We start from the raw sequence: 21,528 nt of genomic DNA, 5'->3' as shown, positions 1-21,528 counted from the left end.
TGATTGTGAGCGGCGGGTCCAACCGCTGCATTAATCGGTATGCTATACGAACTTGTATCAAATTTACTAACACCAAAAGGACAGCGCGCGATGAACTTTTTGCGAACTCTAGGGGCAGGTCTGCTGGCTTTGTCTACGATGGTAGGCGGGGCGCAAGCTCAGTCAGCTCTGAATGAAATTTTGTCAGGCGGTGTCCTGAAGGTCGGCACGACGGGCGATTGGAACCCGATGACGATGAAGGACCCGGCAACGGACAGCTATCGTGGTTACGATATCGACATCATGACAGAGCTTGCCAAGGACCTTGAGGTCGAGCTGGAATTCGTTGCGACCGATTGGAAAACACTGGTGAACGGGATTGTTGCTGGCAAGTATCAAATGACCGGGTCGGCCTCGGTTTCGCCATCACGGATGAAGGTTGCGGGTTATTCAGACTCGTATATCTCGGTCCACTTCTTGCCGTTCACCACATCAGGCAAGGTTGGGAACTATGACGGGTGGGACTCGATCAACCAACCCGACGTGAAGGTGGCCACAACTCTTGGCACCTCGTTTGAGAAATTCGTTCGCGAGTGGTTCCCAAATGCAGATATCAAAGTGGTCGAGGCACCTGCGCGCGGCTACCAAGAGGTATTAGCAGGCCGGGCAGACGTGTTCATCACGTCGAACATCGAAGGCGCCACCTTGACCGAGAAATTCCCGCAGGTTGCTGCGATCTCGGTGGATGAGCCGCGCTCGCCAACTCCAATTGCGATGCTGCTGCCGCAAACCGATCAGGTTTGGATCAACTACGTCAACAGCTGGATCAAGCTGAAGAAAGAAAAAGGTTTCTTCGAAGCGACGGCCGCGAAATGGGGTCTTTAAGCTAATCAGCTCAAAGCAAAGGCCGGGTGATTTGCCCGGCCTTTTTTTATGGAGCTACGACAGCTTGGCCGTTTGATAAAGCTTCACCTTTGTTCCACCATGATCCACGGGGGGACCGGGCTGCAAATACGGCAGGCCTGTGGCCTTCGCCAAGCCGCCGTCACTGGTGATGATGCCCACGCGCCAGCCTTTGAACCGCTCCACCAGCACTTTGCCCAGTGAGCCATAAAGCGCGAAGAGCAGCTTCTTATTGCCGATCCGTCCCCCATAAGGCGGGTTCACGATGACAAGGCCCGGGGGGCTATCGGGTCGTTGAAGGTCGCTGATCGAACCCTCGGTGAACTGTGTGAGTGTGGCAATTCCGGCGGCTTCGGCGTTCTGGATGCTGTTCTTGATCGCTCCTGCGTTGCGATCTGAGCCAAAGAAGCGTGGGCTTTGCGCAGTCACGTCTACGCCCGCCGCAGTTTTCATGCCCGCGAACGCGTCGTTATCAAAGCTCGCTAGGTTCTCAAACGCGAAATGCCGTGCCCGGCCGGGCAATAGTCCCACTGACATCTCGGCCGCTTCGATCAGGAACGTGCCCGATCCACACATGGGGTCCAATACCGGTTCTTGCCCGTCATATCCGGCGGCCTTCAGAAACAGCGCGGCCAAATTCTCGCGCATTGGGGCCTTGCCTGTCGCGGTTTTATAGCCGCGCTTGTGCAAGCTTTCCCCGGATGTATCCAAGCTGATGGTCACCAGATTGTCGTCGATCCGTACTTTCAAGACCAAAGCGGCATCCTTCGAGATCGTCGCACCCAGCTCTTCGGCAATCGCCTTCTCAACCCGCTGCGCGGCTGCTTTGTGGTGGTAGATTTTCGAACGTTTGCAAACGGCTTCGACCCTGACGGGTGTGTCAGCGCGCAGGAAGTCTGCCCAAGGGAATTTGCGTGACCGCTTGTCCAACTGTGCCAAGTGGAAAGCGCGAAAGCTTCCCAGACGCACCAGTACCCGCGTGGCGCCGCGCAACGTCAGGTTTGCCCGCCAAACCTCATCCCATCCGCCATGCGTGGTGACGCCGCCGGGACTTGCGGCCGGGGTCGCGAAGCCTGCTGCGCGGGCCTCTTCGGCCAGAAACGGCTCCAGACCGGGTGGGGCCACGAGGAAGATTTCGAACGTATTTGCGATTGCGTCTGTGCTGGTCATGGACACCCCATAGCCCATCATATGGGGCTGGGCGAGGCGAATTGTGCTTGTGTGGCGTGTGAACAGTGAACACAGTGACGGGAACTCCAATCCAAAAGGGTCTGATGATGCGCAGCTCAAAGACAATCCACGTTGTGTCCTGTCACGCCGAAGGCGAGGTCGGGGATGTTATCGTTGGCGGCGTGGCCCCTCCGCCCGGCGACACGATTTGGGAGCAAAGCCGCTTCATCGCCGAGGACCAGACATTACGCAATTTCGTGCTGAACGAACCACGAGGGGGCGTGTTTCGCCATGTGAACTTGCTGGTGCCTCCGAAACATCAAGAAGCAGACGCGGCTTGGATCATCATGGAACCCGAAGACACGCCACCGATGTCGGGGTCCAATTCAATCTGCATCTCCACCGTGCTCTTGAGCAGTGGTATTCTTCCCATGCAAGAACCCGAAACCCATCTGACGCTGGAAGCGCCCGGCGGGTTGGTGCGGGTGCGTGCGGAATGCAAAGACGGAGAAGTCCGTCGCGTCTACGTGCAGAATGTCGAAAGTTTCGCTGACCGGATCGATGCAATGATCGAGGTGGAGGGCATTGGAGCCTTGCGCGTCGATACGGCGTTCGGAGGGGACAGTTTCGTTATTGTCGATGCAGATGATTTGGGATTCACCCTATCCCCGGACGAGGCAGCCGACTTGGCCCGCACCGGCGCGAAGATTACCGATGCGGCCAACGAGCAGCTAGGCTTCAACCATCCCGTTACGGATTGGAACCATATCTCGTTTTGCCAGATTGCGGGGCGACTTTCGCGGGATGGTAACATCCTGTCTGGCCGCAACACGGTGGCGATCAAGCCGGGCAAATTGGACCGCTCGCCCTGTGGGACAGGTGCGTCAGCCCGCATGGCGGTGATGTTGGCGAAGGGGCAAATGGAGGCGGGTGATCAGTATCAGGCACGCTCGGTCATCGACAGCGAGTTTCGTTGTCGGATAGCCAAACAGGTTGATCTTAACGGGCGGCCCGCGATTATACCGGAAATCTCAGGCCGTGCTTGGATCACCGGCACGCATCAGCATATGCTGGACCCGTCCGATCCATGGCCCGAAGGCTATCGGTTGCGCGACACTTGGGGCGCGTCTTAAGCGAGGTCAGACGTCAAGCTCGACTGATGGAATGATCGGGAAAAACGTGCCGCCAGACCACAGGCCAAACCAGCTTTCGCCGTCCTGATCCTCATGCGCCCCAAGATCAATGAGCCGATAGAAGCTTTTGCGATCAATCAGAGCCTCAAGATTGGTGCGCACCAGCACATAAGGTGACGGCTCGCCGGTCTCAGAATCACGCACGATGCGGATCGGGGCGTCAGGTCCTGCGCTGGTCTCATCACCAACATGGGTTGTGAAGGTCAGCACTTGGTCATGCCCGGTGCCTTTGGCCTCGAAGTCAATCGCCACGAAGGGGGCGTCATCAACGGTAATGCCAACTTTCTCGACCGGAGTGACAAGGAAATAGTCTTCGCCGTCTTTACGAATAATCGAAGAGAACAGCTTGACCAACTCATGGCGACCTATTGGGGTGCCAAGATAGAACCACGTGCCATCCCGCGCGATGCGCATATCAAGATCGCCGCAAAAGGGCGGGTTCCACAAATGCACGGGCGGCGGCCCCTTTTTGCCCGCCTGACGTGCGGCCTGCGCCAAAGCCTCGGCGACATTCGCACCCTTTGGTGCATTTTCCGGCGATTTCCCGTCACTTGGCGCTTTTGTCATTTGTTCCCCCGGACAGATTGGCCTTTAATGATATGTAGACGCGGTGCGGAGGAATTTCCATGACGAACGAAACCCTTGTGAACGAGATAGAGGCGCTGGGCGAAAAGCTCGCGCAGGCCAAGGATGTGATATCGCGCCGGATTATTGGTCAGGATCAAGTGGTCGAGCTGACTTTGTCGGCCCTTCTGGCGGGTGGCCATGCGTTGCTTATCGGGTTGCCCGGCCTTGGAAAAACACGATTGGTGGAAACCCTGTCGACCGTCATGGGGTTGGGCGAGGGGCGCATCCAATTCACGCCAGACCTTATGCCTTCAGACATTTTGGGGGCTGAGGTGCTGGAAGAAAACAGCGATGGCACGCGTTCCTTTCGGTTTCTGAAAGGGCCGATCTTTTGCCAACTCTTGTTGGCGGACGAGATCAACCGCGCCAGTCCCCGCACCCAATCCGCGCTTTTGCAGGCGATGCAGGAACACAAAGTCTCGATCGCCGGGCAGTCCCATGATCTGGGCGAGCCGTTCCATGTGTTGGCCACCCAAAACCCGTTGGAACAAGAGGGGACGTACCCTTTGCCCGAGGCACAGCTTGATCGGTTTTTGTTGCAGGTGGATGTGGACTATCCGGACCGACAGGCCGAACGGGATATCCTTTTGGCAACAACCGGTACAGAGGACGCGAAAGCCGAACCGGTATTTTCTGGGGCTGAGCTGATTGCAGCACAAACTCTGTTGCGGCAAATGCCCATCGGAGAAAGCGTGGTCGATGCGATCCTTGATCTTGTGCGCGCTTGTCGCCCGGATGATGACACCGCCCCGCAGATCGTGCGGGATACGGTCAGCTGGGGGCCGGGGCCGCGTGCGGCGCAGGCGTTGATGCTGCTTACACGGGCGCGGGCTTTGATTGATGGGCGGCTGGCGCCCGGCATTGACGATCTGCGCGCCTTGGCCCGCCCAGTGCTGAGCCACCGCATGGCGCTTAGCTACGGTGCCCGCGCTGCCGGGCATGATTTGCCCGCTGTGATCGACGCCGTCGTCGCGCAGGCGACGCAATCTGTGGCGGCCGCATGACACCCGACCCCACCTTGCGATCACGGGCCGAGGCGCTGGCCGAGCGCCTGCCGCCTCTGCTTGCGCAAGCACAGCACCTGGCCTCTAGCGTGGAATTGGGAGAGCACGGGCGTAAGCGACCGGGGCAGGGCGATGCATTTTGGCAGTTTCGTCCGGCGCAACCCGGCGATCCGGCACGTCTGATCGACTGGCGGCGTTCTGCCCGGTCTGACCATCACTATGTGCAAGAGAAAGAATGGCAGGCGGCGCAAAGTGTGTTGTTCTGGGTCGATCCCTCGGAATCGATGGCGTTTGCCTCGTCACAAGATGTGCCTGAGAAGGGCGTATTGGCGCGAGTGTTGGCGCTGGCGTTGGCCACGCTATTGGTGCGCGGCGGCGAACGTGTGGGGCTTGTCGGAAATGCGATCCCCGCCGGACGGGGCGACCTTGCGCTTAGACGGATGGTTGATGGATTGACCGGCACGCAGGACGCTGACTTTTCAGATATGCCACCAAGGTCGCGCGCCGTTTTCTTATCGGATTACCTTGGGGATCTTGCCCCGATCACACGCGCTGTGACCAAGGCGGCGGATCGCGGCGTAAAAGGGGCCTTGCTGCAAGTGCTCGACCCGGTCGAAGAAGCCTTCCCGTTTCGCGGTCGCATGATTTTCGAAGATGTCTCGGGCACGCTGGAACATGATACGACACAGGCGCGCGATTTACGGGATCGTTATCTGGAGCGGCTGGCCACCCGCAAGGCCGAGGTCGCAGACCTTGCGCGCCAAACTGGCTGGCAGTTTCATACCCATCACAGTGCCGATCCGGCCAGCGCTGCGCTTTTGTGGCTCTATCACGCGATTGAGGGGCCAAGATGATCGCGGGGCTTCCCATAGCGTTCACGACGCCGTGGATTTTGGCCGCACTTGTTGTGTTGCCCGTCCTTTGGTGGTTGCTCAGGGCCGTCCCGCCTGCGCCGATCCGCCGTCGGTTCCCCGCCGTCACGCTATTGTTGGGACTGGAAGATCGCGAGGCAGAGAGTGACCGGACGCCGTGGTGGTTGCTGCTCTCGCGTCTTATGGCCATTGCCGCCCTGATCATTGGGTTCGCAGGCCCCGTTTTGAACCCGGAACCCCGCCAAGATGGACAGGGACCGCTTTTGATTTTCGCGGATGCTGGTTGGGCGTCGGCGTCCGACTGGCCGCAGCGGATAACAGCGATCGAGCGCCGGTTGGACAGTGCTGCGCAGGCTGGGCGTCCTGTGGCCATTGTCTTGTCGCATGAAGTTGCCGAACCAGATGCGCGGCCAGCGCAATGGCTCAGCGCAGGCGATTGGAGAAGCCGTCTTCCCGGATTGTCCCCGGTTGCATGGAACGCGGCTTACGGCGTGGCCGAGACGTGGGTGGCGAACCAACAATCTGCAGACACGATCTGGTTGTCAGACGGGCTGGAGCGTTCGGGGCGCGCAGCGCTGTTGGCCGCATTTGAAACGCGTGGCGATGTGGAGGTCTTACAACCCACCGCCCCCAGATTGGGTCTTTTGCCCGCCCAGCCACAGGACGGCGCCTTGGTTTTACCTGTGCGGCGCAGCGAGGCCGATCTGCCGCAGGACCTGACCGTCGAGGCACATGGCCCCGATCCTTCGGGTGTCGAACGCGTGCTGATGACGGTCTCGGTTCCCTTCGGGGTTGGTGAAAGCGAAGCAGAGGCGCGGATCAGTCTACCGCCCGAACTCCGCAATCGTCTCACTCGGTTTCAGATTGCCGACATACGGGCAGCAGGTGCGGTTTCACTGGCAGATGACAGTCTGCGGCGACGTCGCGTGGCACTGTTGTCCGGTGCGCAGTCCCGCGAAGGGTTGGAGCTTTTGTCCCCCCTGCATTACCTGCGCGAGGCGCTGGTGCCCTCGGCCGAAGTGATCGACGGAGACGATATCTCGACCTTGATCGAAGCGGGACCCGAGGTGATCATTCTGCCCGATGTTCCGGGTCTTGCGGATGATGATCAGAAGGCGTTGGCGGCTTGGGTGGCGCAGGGCGGGCTGCTGTTGCGGTTTGCAGGACCTCGACTTGCCGCGGCCGACACGGGCCGTGGTGTCGAAGATATCTTGCTGCCGGTGCGGCTTCGGGCTGGTGGGCGTGTCGTCGGCGGCGCGATGAGCTGGGGCGCGCCACGCGCGTTGGCCCCGTTTGACGAAAGCTCGCCTTTTTATGGGCTGCCCATCCCTGACGATGTGCTGGTGAACGCCCAGATTCTTGCCGAACCCGCGCCTGACTTGGCGCAGCGCACGCTGGCGTCGCTTGCAGATGGCACGCCACTGGTGACACGCAAGACCTTGGGTGACGGGCAGGTGGTGCTGTTCCACATTTCCGCCAACGCCGAATGGTCAACCCTGTCACTATCGGGCTTGTTTGTTCAGATGCTTGAGCGTCTGGCTGTATCCTCGCAACCGGGGCAGGCAAGGGCCGAAACGCTTGAGGGCACACAATGGGTTGGCGAACGGCTGCTTGATGCGTTCGGGCAACTCGGGCCGGCAGGAGCCATGGCAGGCATTGCTGGGCCACAGCTGTTGAACGGTGCCAGTGCGCAGGTCCCGCCGGGCATTTACGCGGATGGTGATCGCCGGTTTGCCGTCAACACGTTACAGGCCGATGCCGTTCTTAGCCCCGCAACATGGCCCGCGCGGATTACGCCGCGCTGGGAAGATCGCAGTGCTGCCCGCGATCTCGCTCCGTATTTTTTGGCCGCTGTGCTGATCCTTGGTCTTATAGATGTTATGGCAAGCCTGTGGCTGTCTGGTCGTTTGGGCCGGACAAGTGCGACAACACGCGCGCTACGGACCAGCGTGGTTCTTATTGCGCTTGTAGCCGGTGGCGTGATGGGCGGCCCACAAGTGGTGCGTGCGCAATCCTCCGATGCGCTCGGCCAGTCCGTTGCTGCGGCGGGGACTGTGACGCTTGCCCATGTCTTGACCGGCGACGCGCAAACCGACGAGGTTGCGAAGGCGGGTCTTTTGGGGTTGTCAGATCAGTTGTACCTGCGGACCTCGGTCGAACCGCTACCCCCGATCGGGCTTGATATCGAGGTGGACGAACTTTCGGTCTACCCCTTCCTGTACTGGCCTGTCACTGCCGGGACGGCGCAGCCCAGTCCGCAAGCCTATGACCGGCTTAAACGCTATCTGGCGGGTGGCGGGTTTATCCTTTTCGATACACGGGACGAGGGGTTTGGCGGCGACAGCCCCGCCTCGCGCAGGCTCAGGACCATCGCGTTGCCGCTTGGACTGCCCGCGTTAGAGCCGGTGCCATACGATCACGTCCTGACACGCGCCTTCTATCTGCTTGAGGAGTTCCCCGGTCGTGCACGGGGTGCTGCTTGGGTCGAAGCCGCACCCCCAAATGCCGAACGGGCCGAGGGGATGCCGTTTCGTAACCTGAATGACGGCGTTAGCCCGGTGATCATTGGCGGTAACGACTGGGCTGGGGCATGGGCGATCCGGTCCGACGGCGCGCCGATGTTCCCGGTTGGGCGTGGGCAAGCTGGCCAGCGTCAACGCGAAATGGCGATCCGGTTCGGGGTCAATCTGGTCATGCATGTGCTGACCGGGAATTATAAGTCCGATCAAGTCCATGTGCCTGCATTGCTGGACAGGCTGGGCGAATGAACGCATCGGACATCATATTCTCACCCGGTCTGCCATGGCCAGTGATTGCAGCGCTGGCGGCGCTGACGGTTGCCGCACTAGCGCTGGCGATCTGGCGGGGGCTGGCGGGTTGGGCACTCAGAGCGTTGGCCGCATTGGCGGTGCTGATCGCGCTTTCGGGGCCGTCGTTGCAACAAGAAGATCGCGAGCCACTGTCCGACCTTCTGCTGGTCGTGATTGACGACAGCGCCTCGCAAGGGCTTGGCGACCGAGGCGAACAAAACGCCGCCGCGATTGACGCGCTGCAAGCCGGCGTGGCCGCGCGTGGTGGATTGGATTTGTCCGTTCGGACCTTATCCGAATTGGCAGACCCCGCCGCCCCCGAAGGCACGCAACTGATGGCGGCCGTTGCGTCTGCGTTGGCTGATTTGCCCCGCGAACGGGTGGCAGGGGTGGTGACGATCACGGATGGTGTGGTCCATGACGCGGACCTGCCATCTGGCCTGTCATCTGATCTGTCGGCACCGTTCCACGGTTTATTAACGGGCCGTGCCGCAGATTGGGATCTGCGCTTGTCTGTCCTTCAAGCCCCGGCATTTGCTATTCTGGACGAGCCGACCGAAATCCGCTTGCGGGTCGATGCACTGGGCGCGCGGGCTGGTTTGGATGAAATGGTCGAACTGACGGTGTCGCGTGATGGAGGAGAGCCAGAGCCGCTGACGGCTCGTGTCGGGCAAGAGATCGTTTTGCCCCTGACGCTGACCCATGCTGGGCGCAATCTGATCCACATCGCACTTCCACCGCGCGAGGGCGAGCTGACCGATCGAAACAATGCCGCCGCGGTCGAGATTAATGGGGTGCGCGATCGGCTACGTGTGTTGTTGGTTTCGGGCACACCACATCCCGGCACACGGACGTGGCGCAACCTATTGAAATCCGACAGTGCTGTGGATCTGGTGCATTTCACCATCCTGCGTCCAATGGAAAAACAAGACGGGGTCCCGGTGAACGAGCTGAGCTTGATTGCCTTCCCTATCCAAGAACTTTTTGTTGAGAAGATCGACGAGTTCGACTTGATTATCTTTGACAGATACCGGCTGCGAGGCATTCTGCCCGGCGGCTATCTGGACAGCGTGCGCGCTTATGTAGAACGCGGGGGCGCGGTGCTGATTTCAGCAGGGCCTGCATTGGCCAGCGCCGAGAGTATTGCGCGCTCTGGTCTGTCCTCCATCTTGCCTGCTTATCCAACCGGTCGATTGATCGAAGACGCGTTTCGGCCTGAAATCAGTGCGCCCGGTGCGCGCCACCCCGTGACCCAGGACCTGCAAGACTTTGCCCCTGATGATGGTTGGGGGTCTTGGCTGCGACGGGTCGAGCTTGAACCAACCGCTGGCCATACCATTCTTGCCGGGCCAGATGGCAGTGCGCTTTTGACCGTTGATCGGGTCGAGGACGGGCGGGTCGCCCTTCTTGGGTCGGATCACGCGTGGCTCTGGGCACGCGGCTATGAGGGTGGCGGACCACATTTGGAGCTTTTGCGCAGGTTGGCCCATTGGCTGATGCGCGAGCCGGAGTTGGAAGAAGAAGCCCTGAGTGCAAGTCCGACTGAAACCGGTCTGTCGATCACGCGGCGCAGCATGGGCGATACGGCCCCCGATGCCATCGTCACAGCGCCCGACGGGACGGAATTGACCGTCCAGCTTGATGAGGTTGCTCCCGGCCTGTTCGAAGGCGCCCTCAGTGCCCGCGACCAGGGTCTGTACCGGGTCGAGCAAGGCGACCTTGCCACGGTGGCCATTCGCGGCACTGCAGCTCCGCGCGAGTTTGAACAACCGATTGCGGATGCGAGTATTCTTAGACCACTTGCCGTGCAAACCAACGGTACGGTGAAACGGATCGAAGAGGGGCTGCCGCTCTTACGCCCTGTGCGTGCAGGACGTCAGGCCCATGGTCAGGGCTGGATTGGCTATACGCCTCGCAACGCCTTTGTGACACAGGCCATCCGCGTCGTGCCACTAACGCCGCCTTGGCTCATGCTGGCAATCGCGGCGCTAGCGCTTATCGGTGCGTGGTTGTGGGAAGGGCGAAGGGACAGGCCGCAGCGCGGTTAGCTGTCAGGCTGCAATAGCACTTCGCGCGAATGGGATGCGAACTCGCGCCGCCACAGGATAGCGACCGTCAGCAATGTTGCCAGCATCAGTGTGATCGGCCCAATCAGCCATGCCAGTGAACCCATCGCGAAGTAAACAGACCTGAGGCCGCGATTGAAACTGCGCGCGGCGGTGATATTGATCTCGCCAGCCTTGCGGGCGCGGGGCAGGGCGGTTGCGTCGCCAGCGTCGTTGGGCACCGAGGCCATAACAACCGCGCAATAGCCAAACAGCCTATGCGCCCAGACGAATTTCAAAAACGCGTTTGTCAGGAACAGGACGACCAGCAGTATCTTAACTTCCCAGACCAGCTCAGGCGCGCTGGTCTGCGTCAGGTCCTGCGCCACGCCGCTTAGTCGCTCTGTATTGCCAAGTAGGGCCATGCTGCCCCCGATCGCAATCATCGAGGCAGAGGCAAAGAAACTCGCGCCTTGGCGCAACGTAGCCAGAATGGCGCTGTCGAATATCCGAGGTTCCCGCGAGACAAACTGCTCCATCCAGTCACGCTGGTATTGCGCGACCAGTCGGGACACGGAGGGGCGCGCAGCCGAAGTGTGCTCGATCCGCCAGCCTATGGCGATCCACGCGAATATAATCAGAGCCGCGGCCACCGCATCGAGCGGCGAAAACAGCGAAAGGCGTTCGGCAAAAGACATGCGCGCACGCTACCTTTATTCCTTTCGGTTGCCAAATTGGAAAATTGGTTATATTTTTTTACCAATTGTAGATTCTGGAGTGACGTCATGCAGATGCCGACCCCTAATGCCGCAATCCTTGCGCGGAAAGCCCAGATCGTGAAACGTCTGCAATCCGTGCTGCCAGATGGTGCGGTTATTCATGACCCGATTGAAACACGGGCCTATGAGTGCGATGCGCTGACAGCCTATAAATGCCCACCGCTTTGTGCTGTGCTGCCAGCGTCTACTGAAGAAGTGTCGGCTGTGATGGGCATCTGCCATGAAGAAGGCGTACCAGTGGTGCCGCGTGGCGCGGGGACTTCGCTGGCAGGCGGTGCGTTGCCCACAGCGGACAGTGTGATTTTGGGCGTGGCGCGGCTGAACGATGTGATTGAGACTGACTATGGCAATCGCATCATTCGGGTGCAGTCCGGGCGCACGAACCTGTCTGTGACCGGCGCGGTTGAGGACGAAGGGTTTTTCTATGCCCCTGACCCGTCCTCTCAGCTTGCCTGCGCGATTGCGGGCAATATCGCGATGAACTCCGGCGGGGCGCATTGCCTGAAATACGGCGTGACGACCAACAATCTGATGGGCGTGACGATGGTTATGGCAAATGGAGAAGTCGTTGAAATCGGTGGTGCGCATCTTGATACCGGTGGGCTGGACCTGCTTGGTTTGATCTGTGGCTCTGAGGGCCAGCTGGGCATCGTGACCGAAGCCACCTTGCGCATTCTTGCCAAGCCCGAGGGCGCGCGCCCGGTGCTGATCGGGTTCGACTCGAACGAAGTTGCGGGCCGTTGTGTGTCAGATATCATCAAGTCCGGTATCCTACCGGTCGCAATCGAATTTATGGACCGCCCCTGTATCCGTGCGACCGAAGCATTTGCAGGCGCCGGCTATCCCGATTGTGAGGCGCTTTTGATCATCGAGGTTGAAGGCTCGGATGCCGAGATCGACGAACAACTGTCTCGCATCATCAAGATCGCGCGCACCCATGATCCCGTGGAACTGCGCGAAAGCAACTCGGCCGAGGAAAGCGCGAAAATCTGGTTGGGGCGTAAATCGGCCTTTGGGGCGATGGGGCAGATCAACGATTACATGTGTCTGGATGGGACGATCCCGGTGTCGGAACTGCCGCTGGTTTTGCGCCGCATTGAAGAGATGAGCAAAGATTACGGTCTTGATGTCGGCAATGTGTTTCACGCAGGTGACGGCAACATGCACCCGTTGATCTTGTTTGACGCCAACAAACCAGGTGACCTTGAGAAATGCGAGGCTTTCGGGGCCGATATCCTGAAACTTTGTGTCGAGGTCGGGGGCTGCTTGACCGGGGAGCATGGCGTGGGAGTTGAAAAAAAAGACCTGATGGTTTCACAATACAACCAACTCGATCTGGACATCCAGCTTGCTGTCAAAGACGTGTTCGATCCCGCGTGGATACTGAACCCAGCCAAGGTCTTTCCCCTTTCCGCCACCCAATCAAGGCGCGCATCATGACACCGTCGAATGAAACTGAACTGGCCGAAGCGATTGCTGGGGCAAGCGGCCCGTTGCGCGTGCGCGGCGGCGGTACGCGGGATATTGGCGCGCCGGTTGGCGGTTCTGAGCTGTCCACTCTGGGTCTGTCTGGCGTGACACTTTACGAGCCGGGCGCGTTGACACTGGTGGCGCAGGCGGGAACCCCTTTGACCGAGATCGAGGCATTGCTGGCCTCTGAAAACCAGCGCTTGGCGTTTGAACCGGGCGACCTGCGGTCACTTTTGGGCACTGATGGAACGCCGACCATTGGTGGTGTGGTGGCCACGAACGCCTCTGGCCCGCGACGTATACAAGTGGGCGCGGCCCGTGATTTCTGTCTAGGTGTCCGGTTCATTGACGGGCAGGGGCAGGTTTTGAAGAACGGTGGCCGTGTGATGAAAAACGTAACCGGCTATGACCTTGTAAAGCTGATGACAGGAAGCTGGGGCACGCTGGGCGTGCTGAGCGAAGTCAGCTTGAAGGTTCTGGCCATTCCCGAAACCGAGGCGACATTGATTTGCGACGGGCAAAGCGCGGAAGACGCCGTGAAATCCATGGCAGCGGCTCTGGGGTCGCCTTATGACGTGACCGGTGCCGCACAAATGAACGGCAAAACAATGGTCCGTATCGAAGGGCTGGAAGGGTCGGTTGCCTACCGCTCTGAAGCGTTAAAAAATGGGCCATTGTCGGGGTTCGACGTGATGGAAGCAGACACCTCTGCCGCGCTTTGGCGCGACCTTCGTGACCTGCGCCCGTTTGCGGGGCAAGACGGTGCGGTCTGGCGCATCTCGGTCAAGCCGAGCGAAGGGCCGGTATTGGTGTCGGGGCTTTCTGAACTGGCACCCGAGGCCATATTTGATTGGGGCGGCGGTCTGGTATGGCTCAGCGTTCCTGATACCGAAGACGCTGGCGCGTCGCTGATCCGCGCAAAGGTTGCGAAACTGGGTGGCCATGCGACGCTTGTGCGCGCCAGTGCTGCCACGCGGGCGACCGTTCCGGTGTTTCAACCCGAACCCACGCCGATTGCTACACTGACCAAAGGCTTGCGCGCGAGGTTCGACCCGCGCGGCATCTTGAACCCCGGCCTGATGGGAAACTGACATGCAAACCCATTTCACCGAAGAGCAGTTGAAAGATCCTGCCATAAAGCGCGCCAATGAAATCCTGCGATCCTGCGTTCACTGCGGGTTCTGCACCGCCACCTGTCCCAGTTATCAGGTGCTCGGGGACGAGCTCGACAGCCCGCGTGGGCGCATCTATTTGATCAAGGATATGTTGGAAGCTGGGCGTGCTGCCGACAAAAAAACCGTTGAGCATGTGGACAAATGCTTGTCCTGCCTTGCCTGCATGTCGACCTGCCCCTCGGGCGTGCACTATATGCATCTTATCGACCATGCGCGCGCGCATATTGAAAAGACATACAAACGCCCCTTGTTTGATCGATTGTTGCGCTGGACCTTGGCGCGGATCATTCCCTATCCGGGGCGTTTCCGTCTGGCGATGCACGGGGCGCGACTGGCCCGACCGCTGCGCAAGTTCATGCCAGACCCACGGTTGGAGGCGATGCTGGAAATGGCGCCGCCCAAACTGCCCAAGCCCAGCCGAAACGATCAGCCACAGACCTTCCCCGCGAAAGGCGTGCGCCAGAAACGTGTGGCCTTGCTGACAGGGTGCGCGCAAAAGGCGCTGGACACTGATATCAACGACGCAACGATCCGCCTGCTGACAAGGCTGGGGTGCGAGGTTGTGGTCGCGAAAGGCATGGGTTGCTGTGGCGCGCTTACCCATCACATGGGCAAAGAGGATGAGAGCCACACCCAAGCCGCAACCAACATCCAAGCGTGGATGGGCGAGGCGCGCAGGGACGGGCTGGATGCGATTGTGATCAACACCTCGGGCTGCGGGACCACGGTAAAGGACTACGGCTACATGTTCCGAAACAATCCGATGGCCGATGACGCGGCTAAGGTTTCGGCCCTTGCGATGGATGTCAGCGAATTGCTGATGACGCTGAAAATGCCAAAGGCGCAGATGAACAAGCGAGTGGCCTATCATTCGGCCTGTAGCCTGCAACATGGGCAACAGATTAAGACGCACCCGAAAACCCTGCTGAAACGTGCCGGATTTGAGGTGGTTGAACCTGCGGACCCGCACCTGTGTTGCGGCTCGGCCGGGACGTATAACCTGATGCAGCCGGCAATCTCGCAAGAGCTGAAGCGGCGGAAAGTCACCCATCTGGAGGCCAAATCGCCGGACATCATTGCAGCGGGTAATATTGGCTGCATGATGCAAATTGGATCGGGTACGGGCATTCCTGTCGTGCACACGGTCGAGCTTTTGGATTGGGCAACCGGGGGGCCACAACCACGTAAATTAGGTTAAGACCAACACTTTTTCCTTTTTTCCACCCTCATTTTCGCCCTAAACATGTGGTCAGAGGGTGGAATAACCATCCCGCCAGAGGCAGGACTATGAAGAAAACGCTCGCATTGATGGCCGTTGGCCTATGGTTGGCCAGCCCGCTAACTGCGTCTGACCCGTCGCCCCTTCGCACGCTGATGACTGGCGATGACAGTCGTGGCTGGGAAGGTGTTGGCCGTTTGAACATCGGCGCAGGCGGCATGTGCACAGGCGCTATGATCACCGAAACTCTGGTCCTGACGGCGGGCCACTGCATGTTTGACAAGACCACTGGTGAGCGTGCCAAACCCGAAGAGATTGAATTTTTGGCCGGCTGGCGCAACGGTCGTGCCTCGGCGTATCGCGGGGTGCGGCGCATGGCCGTGCACCCCGATTTCACATTCGACAGTGTTGATAAAGCCGCGCGCGTGGTGAATGACTTAGCCCTATTGGAGCTAGATCAACCCATTCGCAAAAGCTCGGTGCAGCCGTTTGCTGTCCATGCGCGGCCACGCAAGGGGGCCGAGGTGGGGGTGGTGTCATATGCCCACGACCGATCCGAAAGCCCGGCCTTGCAAGAGATGTGCAAGGTACTGGCTCGCCAAAGTGGTGCACTGGTGATGAGTTGCTCGGTCGATTTTGGGTCGTCAGGCGCACCAGTTTTTGTGGTGCAAGACGGTAAGCCGCATATCGTTTCGGTCGTTTCAGCCAAGGCGATGGTGCGCGATATTCCAGTATCGCTTGGCACCAATCTTGAACGTCCGCTTCTTGAGTTGATCCAGATGCTCAAAACCGGTGATGGGGTGTTTACGCGGGCGAACCCGACTTCGCGCCCGCAGGTTAAGAACATTGGTACCGGCGCCGCTGGTGAAGGAGGCGCAAAATTCCTGCGCCCCTGACACATTTTCTGGGCGCGGTTGTTCTTTTGCTGCTGTCCTATGCACCCCCTTCCTATGCACAAAGCAGCTCGGGTCTGGACCGTTTGACACAACGCGAAGATCTGTTTGGTTATGAAGCGGTCGGGCGTCTCGATTTCGGCAAAGGCAGCTACTGCACGGGAGTTCTGATCTCGACCGATTTGGTTCTGACTGCGGCCCATTGCCTGGAAGATGTTGCACAGGCCGGAAACACCAAAGGCGTTCGCTTCCGGGCGGGTCTTAGGGATGGAAAAGTGGTCGCAGCACGCGCAGCAAAACTGGCGGTAATGCACCCGGATTACGACCCGAACGCGCGAATGGGGTCAAGAAACATTCGAAATGACGTTGGGTTGGTGCAGCTTGATACGCCAATTCCCTCTGCACTTGCGGCTCCGTTTGTCGTGGATCGACTGCCGCCTGCCAAACGGCGTGTTTCGGTGGTTAGCTATGCGCGCGGTCGTAACGACGCACTTTCTCGCCAGGCGGTGTGCTCGGTTTTAGGCCGAAGTCGTGGTCTGCTCGCCTTCAACTGCGATGTCTGGTTTGGCTCGTCAGGAGCGCCGGTGTTCGATGTTAGCGGCCGTCGCGCCCGTATCGTCTCGTTGGTGTCGGCGGGATCGAAATCGCAAGGTGGAACCGTCGCATACGGGTCAGAGCTTTACAGCCGCGTGGCTGAGGTCAAGCAAGCGTTGCGTGCGGGACGTGGTGTGATCGGCAGCACGGGTTTCAAACCCCGACGTATCGGGGTGGGTGAAGGCAGCGATACCGGGGCACGTTTTCTGCGCCCGTAAACTGTTTCCAGATCACCCCCTTGAAGCGAAAAAAATTCTCCATAGATTTATGACACGGGCGCCGCTGAGCCGGGTCCGTAAATAACCGCCTGTCCCAAAAGGGAAGGCCCAACACATGTCGCTTTTAGGAGGACACTATGCGTAACTTTGACCTTACACCCCTTTACCGTGCCACTGTCGGCTTCGACCAAATCGCTGACCTGATGGACCGCGTGTTGACCAATGACGTGAGCCGCGAAAGCTACCCCCCTTACAACATCGAAAAAACTGATGATGACGCATGGCGCATCTCGGTTGCCGTTGCTGGTTTCACCGAAGACGAGCTGTCGATTGAACTGCGTGAGAATGCTCTGTTCGTCAGTGCCAAGAAATCGGAAGAAGCCGAGCGGACATACCTGCACCGTGGCATCGCCACCCGCGCGTTTGAACGCCGCTTCCACTTGGCCGACCATGTGCGTGTGACGGGTGCGACCCATGAGCACGGCATGTTGCATATCGACCTCGTGCGCGAAGTACCTGAGGCGCTGAAACCGCGCCGGATCGAGATCGCCTCGACCAAAGACTTGGACGGCAAGGCCATCGAAGCCTAATCAGATACATCTGGAAAATGGATGATGGCGCGGAGGGACCAATCCCTCCGCGCCTTTTTTCATGCCGTCTGACGGCGCTCTTGTTCCAACAGATAAAAGCTAGCGGCCAGAATAATTGCCGTGCCCAGCCACATGGACCCTGTTGGCAGAAAGCCAAACACCACGAAGCCCAGCACCACATTGAACACCAGTTTCAGATGGTCAAACGGTTGCAGGAAGGCGGCGTCTGCCAACGAGTACGCTCGCACCAGGACGTGCTGCGCCAACGCAGTCAGAAGTCCTGCGCCGACTACCAGCCAGATCGCGTTTGGCGGCAGAGTAAATCCTGTGCTCAGGGCGAGGCCCGCGTTGATCGGGCTTAGTAGGATCAAAAGATAGATGGTGATCGTCTCTGGACTGTCCTTATGGGTCAGGAACTTGGTGATCACCGAGCTTGCGGCCCAAAGCGCTGCGGCCCCAACAGGCAAAAGGGCGGTGAGCTGGAACTTGTCCGACCATGGCTCCAAGATAATTGCCCCACCAATGATTCCCGCTACAACTGCAGCCCATCGGTGGATCGAGACAAGCTCGCGCAGGAACAGGCCCGCACCCAGTGTCACAAAGAAGGGTGACAGTAAGATCAGCGCAATCGCCTGCCAGATCGGTACATGGGCCAGCCCAAGCGTCCAAAGTTGCACACCTCCGGCGGCAAGAGCCACGCGCAGCACTTGTAGCCATAGCTGAGAGGTTTTTATCACCGCGCTACGGTGTCGAAACACCCAAGGCAGATAAAAACCCAATGCGATCAGATATTGCCAGAACGTAACCGTGGGCGCAGACGCCCCCAGTTTCATTGTTGCCCCTTGAAGGGCGGTGTTCACGACAGCGAAACTTGCGCCTGCCAGAACCATAAGACCAGCCGCCTTCACAGGCGTGGTCAGCGTCAATTGATGAGCCATTGCGTATTGTCCTTTCTTCCTTACGCGTTGACCCAAGGCAGAAGGACAAGGCACACGGAAACTCCGCGCGCCTTAGACCATCCTCTTCCATCCGGACTTTAACCGTCGGCTCCGGAATTTCGCCGGATCTGCTGACACCTCTTTTTCCAAAAGGCCGCTCGTGGGCTTTAACCACCGGTGGGGAATTTCGCCCCGCCCTGAGAATGTCGCCACCCCGGCAGGGGCAGCGACACGGAAGATAGGGTTGGCGGAATGGGCGGTCAAGCCCGCGTTAGTTAGACAGGCTTTCAGCAAGACGCATCAGCGTGACAGCTTCAGCGCGGTAGCCATAAGGGTCGTTGCCTTTAGCGCCGTTGGCCAGCGAAATGGCGTCCGAGTAAGTCCAGTCGCCAAGATATTTATCTTCGCGCAGAAGCTGCCCGAAACCGGCAATCGCGGCGGCAAACTGTTGCTCTACACCCGCGCCACCTGCACCTGCAACAATTGGCGTTTCGATCAACGTGCTGACATCCTCGCCCGGCCGTTTGTAGCGCAGTTTCAGGAACCCAAGCTCCTCAGACCCTCCGACTTCGGGGGCAGGGGCATACCGCAAGGCGTCGGTCAACACCGCGTCCGACCCAACCGGCGTCACCTCGTAAATCGCGGTCACTTGGTGGCCTGCTCCAATCTCACCCGCATCGACCTTGTCATTGTTGAAATCCTCGCGTGCCAAGGCACGGGTTTCGTAGCCAATCAGCCGATATTCCGCGACCTGAGCAGGGTTGAACTCTACCTGTATCTTCACATCGTCAGCCAGAGGGAACAGCGCGCCGGACAACTGGTCCACCAGCACTTTGCGTGCCTCGCCCAGCGTGTCGATATAGGCGGCCTGACCGTTTCCGTTCTGTGCCAAAGCCTGCATGGTCGCGTCATCCAAATTGCCGCGACCAAAGCCCTGGATCGACAGATATATGCCGGTGTCGCGCTTTTTGGCGATGTAATCTTTCAACTGATCTGGGTCGTGAATGCCGACGTTGAAATCCCCGTCGGTGGCCAGAAGAACCCGGCCAACATCGCCGTCTTCATACATCCGTTCTGCGACTTGATAAGCAAGCTCGATCCCCTCGGCTCCGGCGGTCGAACCACCAGCCCCAAGCCGGTCAAGTGCGGCGAGGATCGTCGAGCGTTCCGCGGCCTTCGTCGGCTTCAACACCTCACCCGCGCTGCCAGCATAGGCTACGATGGCGACTTCATCCTCGGGGCGCAGTTCAGACAACATCAACCGCAGGCTTTGCTTCAAAAGCGGCAGCTTGTCGGGGTCGGACATCGACCCGGAGGTGTCGATCAGAAAGACGAGGTTCAGGGGCGGGCGTTCATCAACCACATCGCCCTGAATACCAATCTGCACCAGTTGCGTGTCGGCGTTCCATGGCGTTTGCATCGTCGAGACCGTCGGCGCAAAGGGGTGCGGGCCTTCGGGGGTAGGATAGGCATAGGGGAAGTAATTCACCATCTCTTCGATCCGCACGGCGTCTGGATTTGGCATATAGCCCGCGTTTAGATCACGCCGGATGACAGAATAGCTTGCGGTGTCCACGTCGATTGAGAAGGTGGATACCGGCTCCTCAGAGGTGATTTTTAGAGGCGAGGGGGCTTCGTTGGCGTATTGCTCGCTGTTGCCCTCTGCGGGCACTGGCAGAATAGCGGGCATTTCGTCGAGGATGACGTGGTTCTCAGCATCTCCGAAGGTCGAAACGTCAGCTTCACCGTAAGTGAACCCTATCCCTGATTGCCCACTGAATTTGAGACCTCCGCTAGGACGCTTCGTAGTTTGGGGTGCAACTTTAGCCGTGGACGATCCAGGATAAAGTTCGCGAAACTCTAGTTGCTCGATTGAAGGTGTAACTTCTGGCTGCGGGACAACTTCCTCCAATGGTTTAGGCGCGGGCTGCGCCACGACTTCTTCCTCCACCAGCACGTCATCAACGGTTGGCGTTGGGATCATCGTCACATCCGGCAACGACACCTCATCGACATTCGGCATCACCACAAAAACCGCAAACCCAACGGCGACCATTGCGGTCGTTGCGGCCAATCCACCGCGTGTGTTCAAAGCATTCAGCATTCTCGATACTCCTTTTCCAATCACCCCGAATTTTGGGGTGTCAGAAATAGGACGCGCGTCAGGTCGCGATCCTTGGAGATCATCGAAATTTTTCATGGCGAGCGCCAGATCTGCCTCTTTCGCCGAGGGCTCTGGCGTAGGCGGGGCCGCGCGCAAGGCGGCCTTCAGATCGTCAAGATCGTCGCTCATATCGCGTCCTCCTCTGCCCGCATCTCGCGCAGGCGTTTCTTCACTTCGGACATCCGCCAGGCGATTGTCCCCTCAGATAGCCCCAGAACCTGACCGGCTTCGGCTTGTGTCAGGTCTTCGCCCAAAACCAGCGCGACGGTATCGCGCAACTCATCGGGCAGGGCGGTCATGGCTTGGCTTAGCCAGTCGTGCGCCTCGGCGTCCTCACGGATCGCCGCGCGCCGGTTCACTTCCCAATCGCCCCAGCCATCGGCAGCTTTCGCATGCGTGGCGGCTCGGCGACGACGATCATGGGCGGCGTTCACAGCAACGCGGTAAAGCCACGTCGTAAACCGCGCATCGGCCCGGAAGCTTTGCAGTTTGGCGGGCAGGGCTGCGCAGATATCTTGCGTCAGATCCTCCGCATCCGTTCGATTGCCAATAAGGCGATAGGTGAACGCAAAGAGCCGATCATAATTGCGCGACAGAAGGGCCGCAAACGCAGCCCTGTCCCCTGTCGCGGCCGCAAGGGCCAGCTCTTCATCCTGTTCCGTCATCATCTTCACATAGAGTAAGACGCGGCCCGAAGGTCAATCCTTGGTAGGAAAATAGAAAAAAGGCGACAGGTTGTCCCACCGCCTTTGGTCTAAGGGTATTGAGTATCCACGCCCTGGTTCCAACCCACCGACTTCCAGTCGGTTCTGCTTCAGCGTGAAAGAATCGTCTTATGATCATACCCTGTAGAAAATGAGCCGCAGCCGGGTCGTAGGCTCATTT

The 21,528-nt window shown here is 59.2% G+C and carries 18 protein-coding genes and 1 riboswitch; of the genes, 12 read left to right on the top strand and 6 right to left on the bottom strand.

Annotated features, from left to right (window positions below):
• Positions 1-90 precede the first annotated feature (90 nt).
• Positions 91-864, top strand: a complete 774-nt coding sequence (locus V6N04_RS00090) for a transporter substrate-binding domain-containing protein (RefSeq protein ID WP_371168073.1) — start codon at positions 91-93, stop codon at positions 862-864.
• 54 nt (positions 865-918) lie between these two features.
• On the opposite strand, the gene V6N04_RS00085 is transcribed toward V6N04_RS00090, so the two are convergent.
• On the bottom strand, positions 919-2,052 hold the full coding sequence (locus V6N04_RS00085) for a THUMP domain-containing class I SAM-dependent RNA methyltransferase (RefSeq protein WP_371168072.1): 1,134 nt from the start codon (positions 2,050-2,052) through the stop codon (positions 919-921).
• A gap of 107 nt (positions 2,053-2,159) precedes the next feature.
• On the opposite strand from V6N04_RS00085, the gene V6N04_RS00080 reads away from it, so the two are divergent.
• Complete coding sequence (locus tag V6N04_RS00080; protein ID WP_371168614.1) at positions 2,160-3,185, top strand: trans-3-hydroxy-L-proline dehydratase; 1,026 nt, start codon at positions 2,160-2,162, stop codon at positions 3,183-3,185.
• Positions 3,186-3,191: 6 nt separating this feature from the next.
• Here V6N04_RS00080 and V6N04_RS00075 read toward each other — a convergent pair whose 3' ends face one another.
• Complete coding sequence (locus V6N04_RS00075) at positions 3,192-3,812, bottom strand: DUF1285 domain-containing protein (protein WP_371168071.1); 621 nt, start codon at positions 3,810-3,812, stop codon at positions 3,192-3,194.
• A gap of 59 nt (positions 3,813-3,871) precedes the next feature.
• Here V6N04_RS00075 and V6N04_RS00070 point away from each other — a divergent pair, with 59 nt between their 5' ends.
• From V6N04_RS00070 to V6N04_RS00055, 4 genes are read left to right on the top strand one after another with little or no spacing between them, the layout of a single operon-like run.
• Positions 3,872-4,876, top strand: a complete 1,005-nt coding sequence (locus V6N04_RS00070) for an AAA family ATPase (protein WP_371168070.1) — start codon at positions 3,872-3,874, stop codon at positions 4,874-4,876.
• A complete protein-coding gene (locus V6N04_RS00065; protein ID WP_371168069.1) occupies positions 4,873-5,730 on the top strand; it encodes a DUF58 domain-containing protein in 858 nt (285 codons plus the stop codon). Before V6N04_RS00070 ends, V6N04_RS00065 begins: the two co-directional genes overlap by 4 nt.
• Entirely contained in the window at positions 5,727-8,516 is a 2,790-nt protein-coding gene (locus tag V6N04_RS00060) for a DUF4159 domain-containing protein (RefSeq protein WP_371168068.1), read from the top strand. Before V6N04_RS00065 ends, V6N04_RS00060 begins: the two co-directional genes overlap by 4 nt.
• On the top strand, positions 8,513-10,606 hold the full coding sequence (locus V6N04_RS00055) for a DUF7408 domain-containing protein (RefSeq protein ID WP_371168067.1): 2,094 nt from the start codon (positions 8,513-8,515) through the stop codon (positions 10,604-10,606). Before V6N04_RS00060 ends, V6N04_RS00055 begins: the two co-directional genes overlap by 4 nt.
• Here the strand turns inward: V6N04_RS00055 and V6N04_RS00050 are convergent.
• Positions 10,603-11,301, bottom strand: a complete 699-nt coding sequence (locus tag V6N04_RS00050) for a DUF599 domain-containing protein (RefSeq protein WP_371168066.1) — start codon at positions 11,299-11,301, stop codon at positions 10,603-10,605. The genes V6N04_RS00055 and V6N04_RS00050 overlap by 4 nt on opposite strands.
• A gap of 87 nt (positions 11,302-11,388) precedes the next feature.
• Between V6N04_RS00050 and V6N04_RS00045 the strand changes: the two genes are divergently transcribed.
• The 6 genes from V6N04_RS00045 (at position 11,389) to V6N04_RS00020 (ending at position 17,541) form a co-directional block, all read left to right on the top strand.
• Positions 11,389-12,822 carry an FAD-linked oxidase C-terminal domain-containing protein gene (locus V6N04_RS00045; protein WP_371168065.1) on the top strand — a complete coding sequence of 478 codons (1,434 nt, stop codon included), beginning with the start codon at positions 11,389-11,391 and terminating at the stop codon, positions 12,820-12,822.
• Positions 12,819-13,943 carry a glycolate oxidase subunit GlcE gene (gene glcE, locus V6N04_RS00040; RefSeq protein ID WP_371168064.1) on the top strand — a complete coding sequence of 375 codons (1,125 nt, stop codon included), beginning with the start codon at positions 12,819-12,821 and terminating at the stop codon, positions 13,941-13,943. The genes V6N04_RS00045 and glcE overlap by 4 nt, the downstream gene beginning before the upstream one ends.
• Before the next feature lies 1 nt (position 13,944).
• Positions 13,945-15,225 carry a glycolate oxidase subunit GlcF gene (glcF, locus tag V6N04_RS00035; RefSeq protein ID WP_371168063.1) on the top strand — a complete coding sequence of 427 codons (1,281 nt, stop codon included), beginning with the start codon at positions 13,945-13,947 and terminating at the stop codon, positions 15,223-15,225.
• Positions 15,226-15,314: 89 nt separating this feature from the next.
• Positions 15,315-16,142: a trypsin-like serine peptidase gene (locus V6N04_RS00030; protein WP_371168062.1), complete on the top strand. Its 828-nt coding sequence runs from the start codon at positions 15,315-15,317 to the stop codon at positions 16,140-16,142.
• A gap of 83 nt (positions 16,143-16,225) precedes the next feature.
• Positions 16,226-16,951, top strand: a complete 726-nt coding sequence (locus V6N04_RS00025) for a trypsin-like serine peptidase (RefSeq protein ID WP_371168061.1) — start codon at positions 16,226-16,228, stop codon at positions 16,949-16,951.
• Between the two features lie 137 nt (positions 16,952-17,088).
• Positions 17,089-17,541 carry an Hsp20 family protein gene (locus tag V6N04_RS00020; protein WP_371168060.1) on the top strand — a complete coding sequence of 151 codons (453 nt, stop codon included), beginning with the start codon at positions 17,089-17,091 and terminating at the stop codon, positions 17,539-17,541.
• 59 nt (positions 17,542-17,600) lie between these two features.
• Here V6N04_RS00020 and V6N04_RS00015 read toward each other — a convergent pair whose 3' ends face one another.
• The 3 genes from V6N04_RS00015 to V6N04_RS00005 form a co-directional block, all read right to left on the bottom strand.
• Positions 17,601-18,479, bottom strand: a complete 879-nt coding sequence (locus V6N04_RS00015) for a DMT family transporter (RefSeq protein WP_371168059.1) — start codon at positions 18,477-18,479, stop codon at positions 17,601-17,603.
• A gap of 75 nt (positions 18,480-18,554) precedes the next feature.
• Positions 18,555-18,688: riboswitch (FMN riboswitch) on the bottom strand.
• Positions 18,689-18,750: 62 nt separating this feature from the next.
• Positions 18,751-20,772 carry a vWA domain-containing protein gene (locus tag V6N04_RS00010; RefSeq protein WP_371168058.1) on the bottom strand — a complete coding sequence of 674 codons (2,022 nt, stop codon included), beginning with the start codon at positions 20,770-20,772 and terminating at the stop codon, positions 18,751-18,753.
• Positions 20,769-21,308: an RNA polymerase sigma factor gene (locus tag V6N04_RS00005; RefSeq protein WP_371168057.1), complete on the bottom strand. Its 540-nt coding sequence runs from the start codon at positions 21,306-21,308 to the stop codon at positions 20,769-20,771. Before V6N04_RS00005 ends, V6N04_RS00010 begins: the two co-directional genes overlap by 4 nt.
• Positions 21,309-21,528: the final 220 nt, after the last annotated feature.

The sequence above is a fragment of the Aliiroseovarius conchicola genome, from assembly GCF_041403445.1.
In the GTDB taxonomy this organism is placed as follows: domain Bacteria; phylum Pseudomonadota; class Alphaproteobacteria; order Rhodobacterales; family Rhodobacteraceae; genus Aliiroseovarius; species Aliiroseovarius conchicola.
Note: the sequence above shows the minus strand (reverse complement) of the source record. Positions and strands in the feature narration are given on the sequence as shown.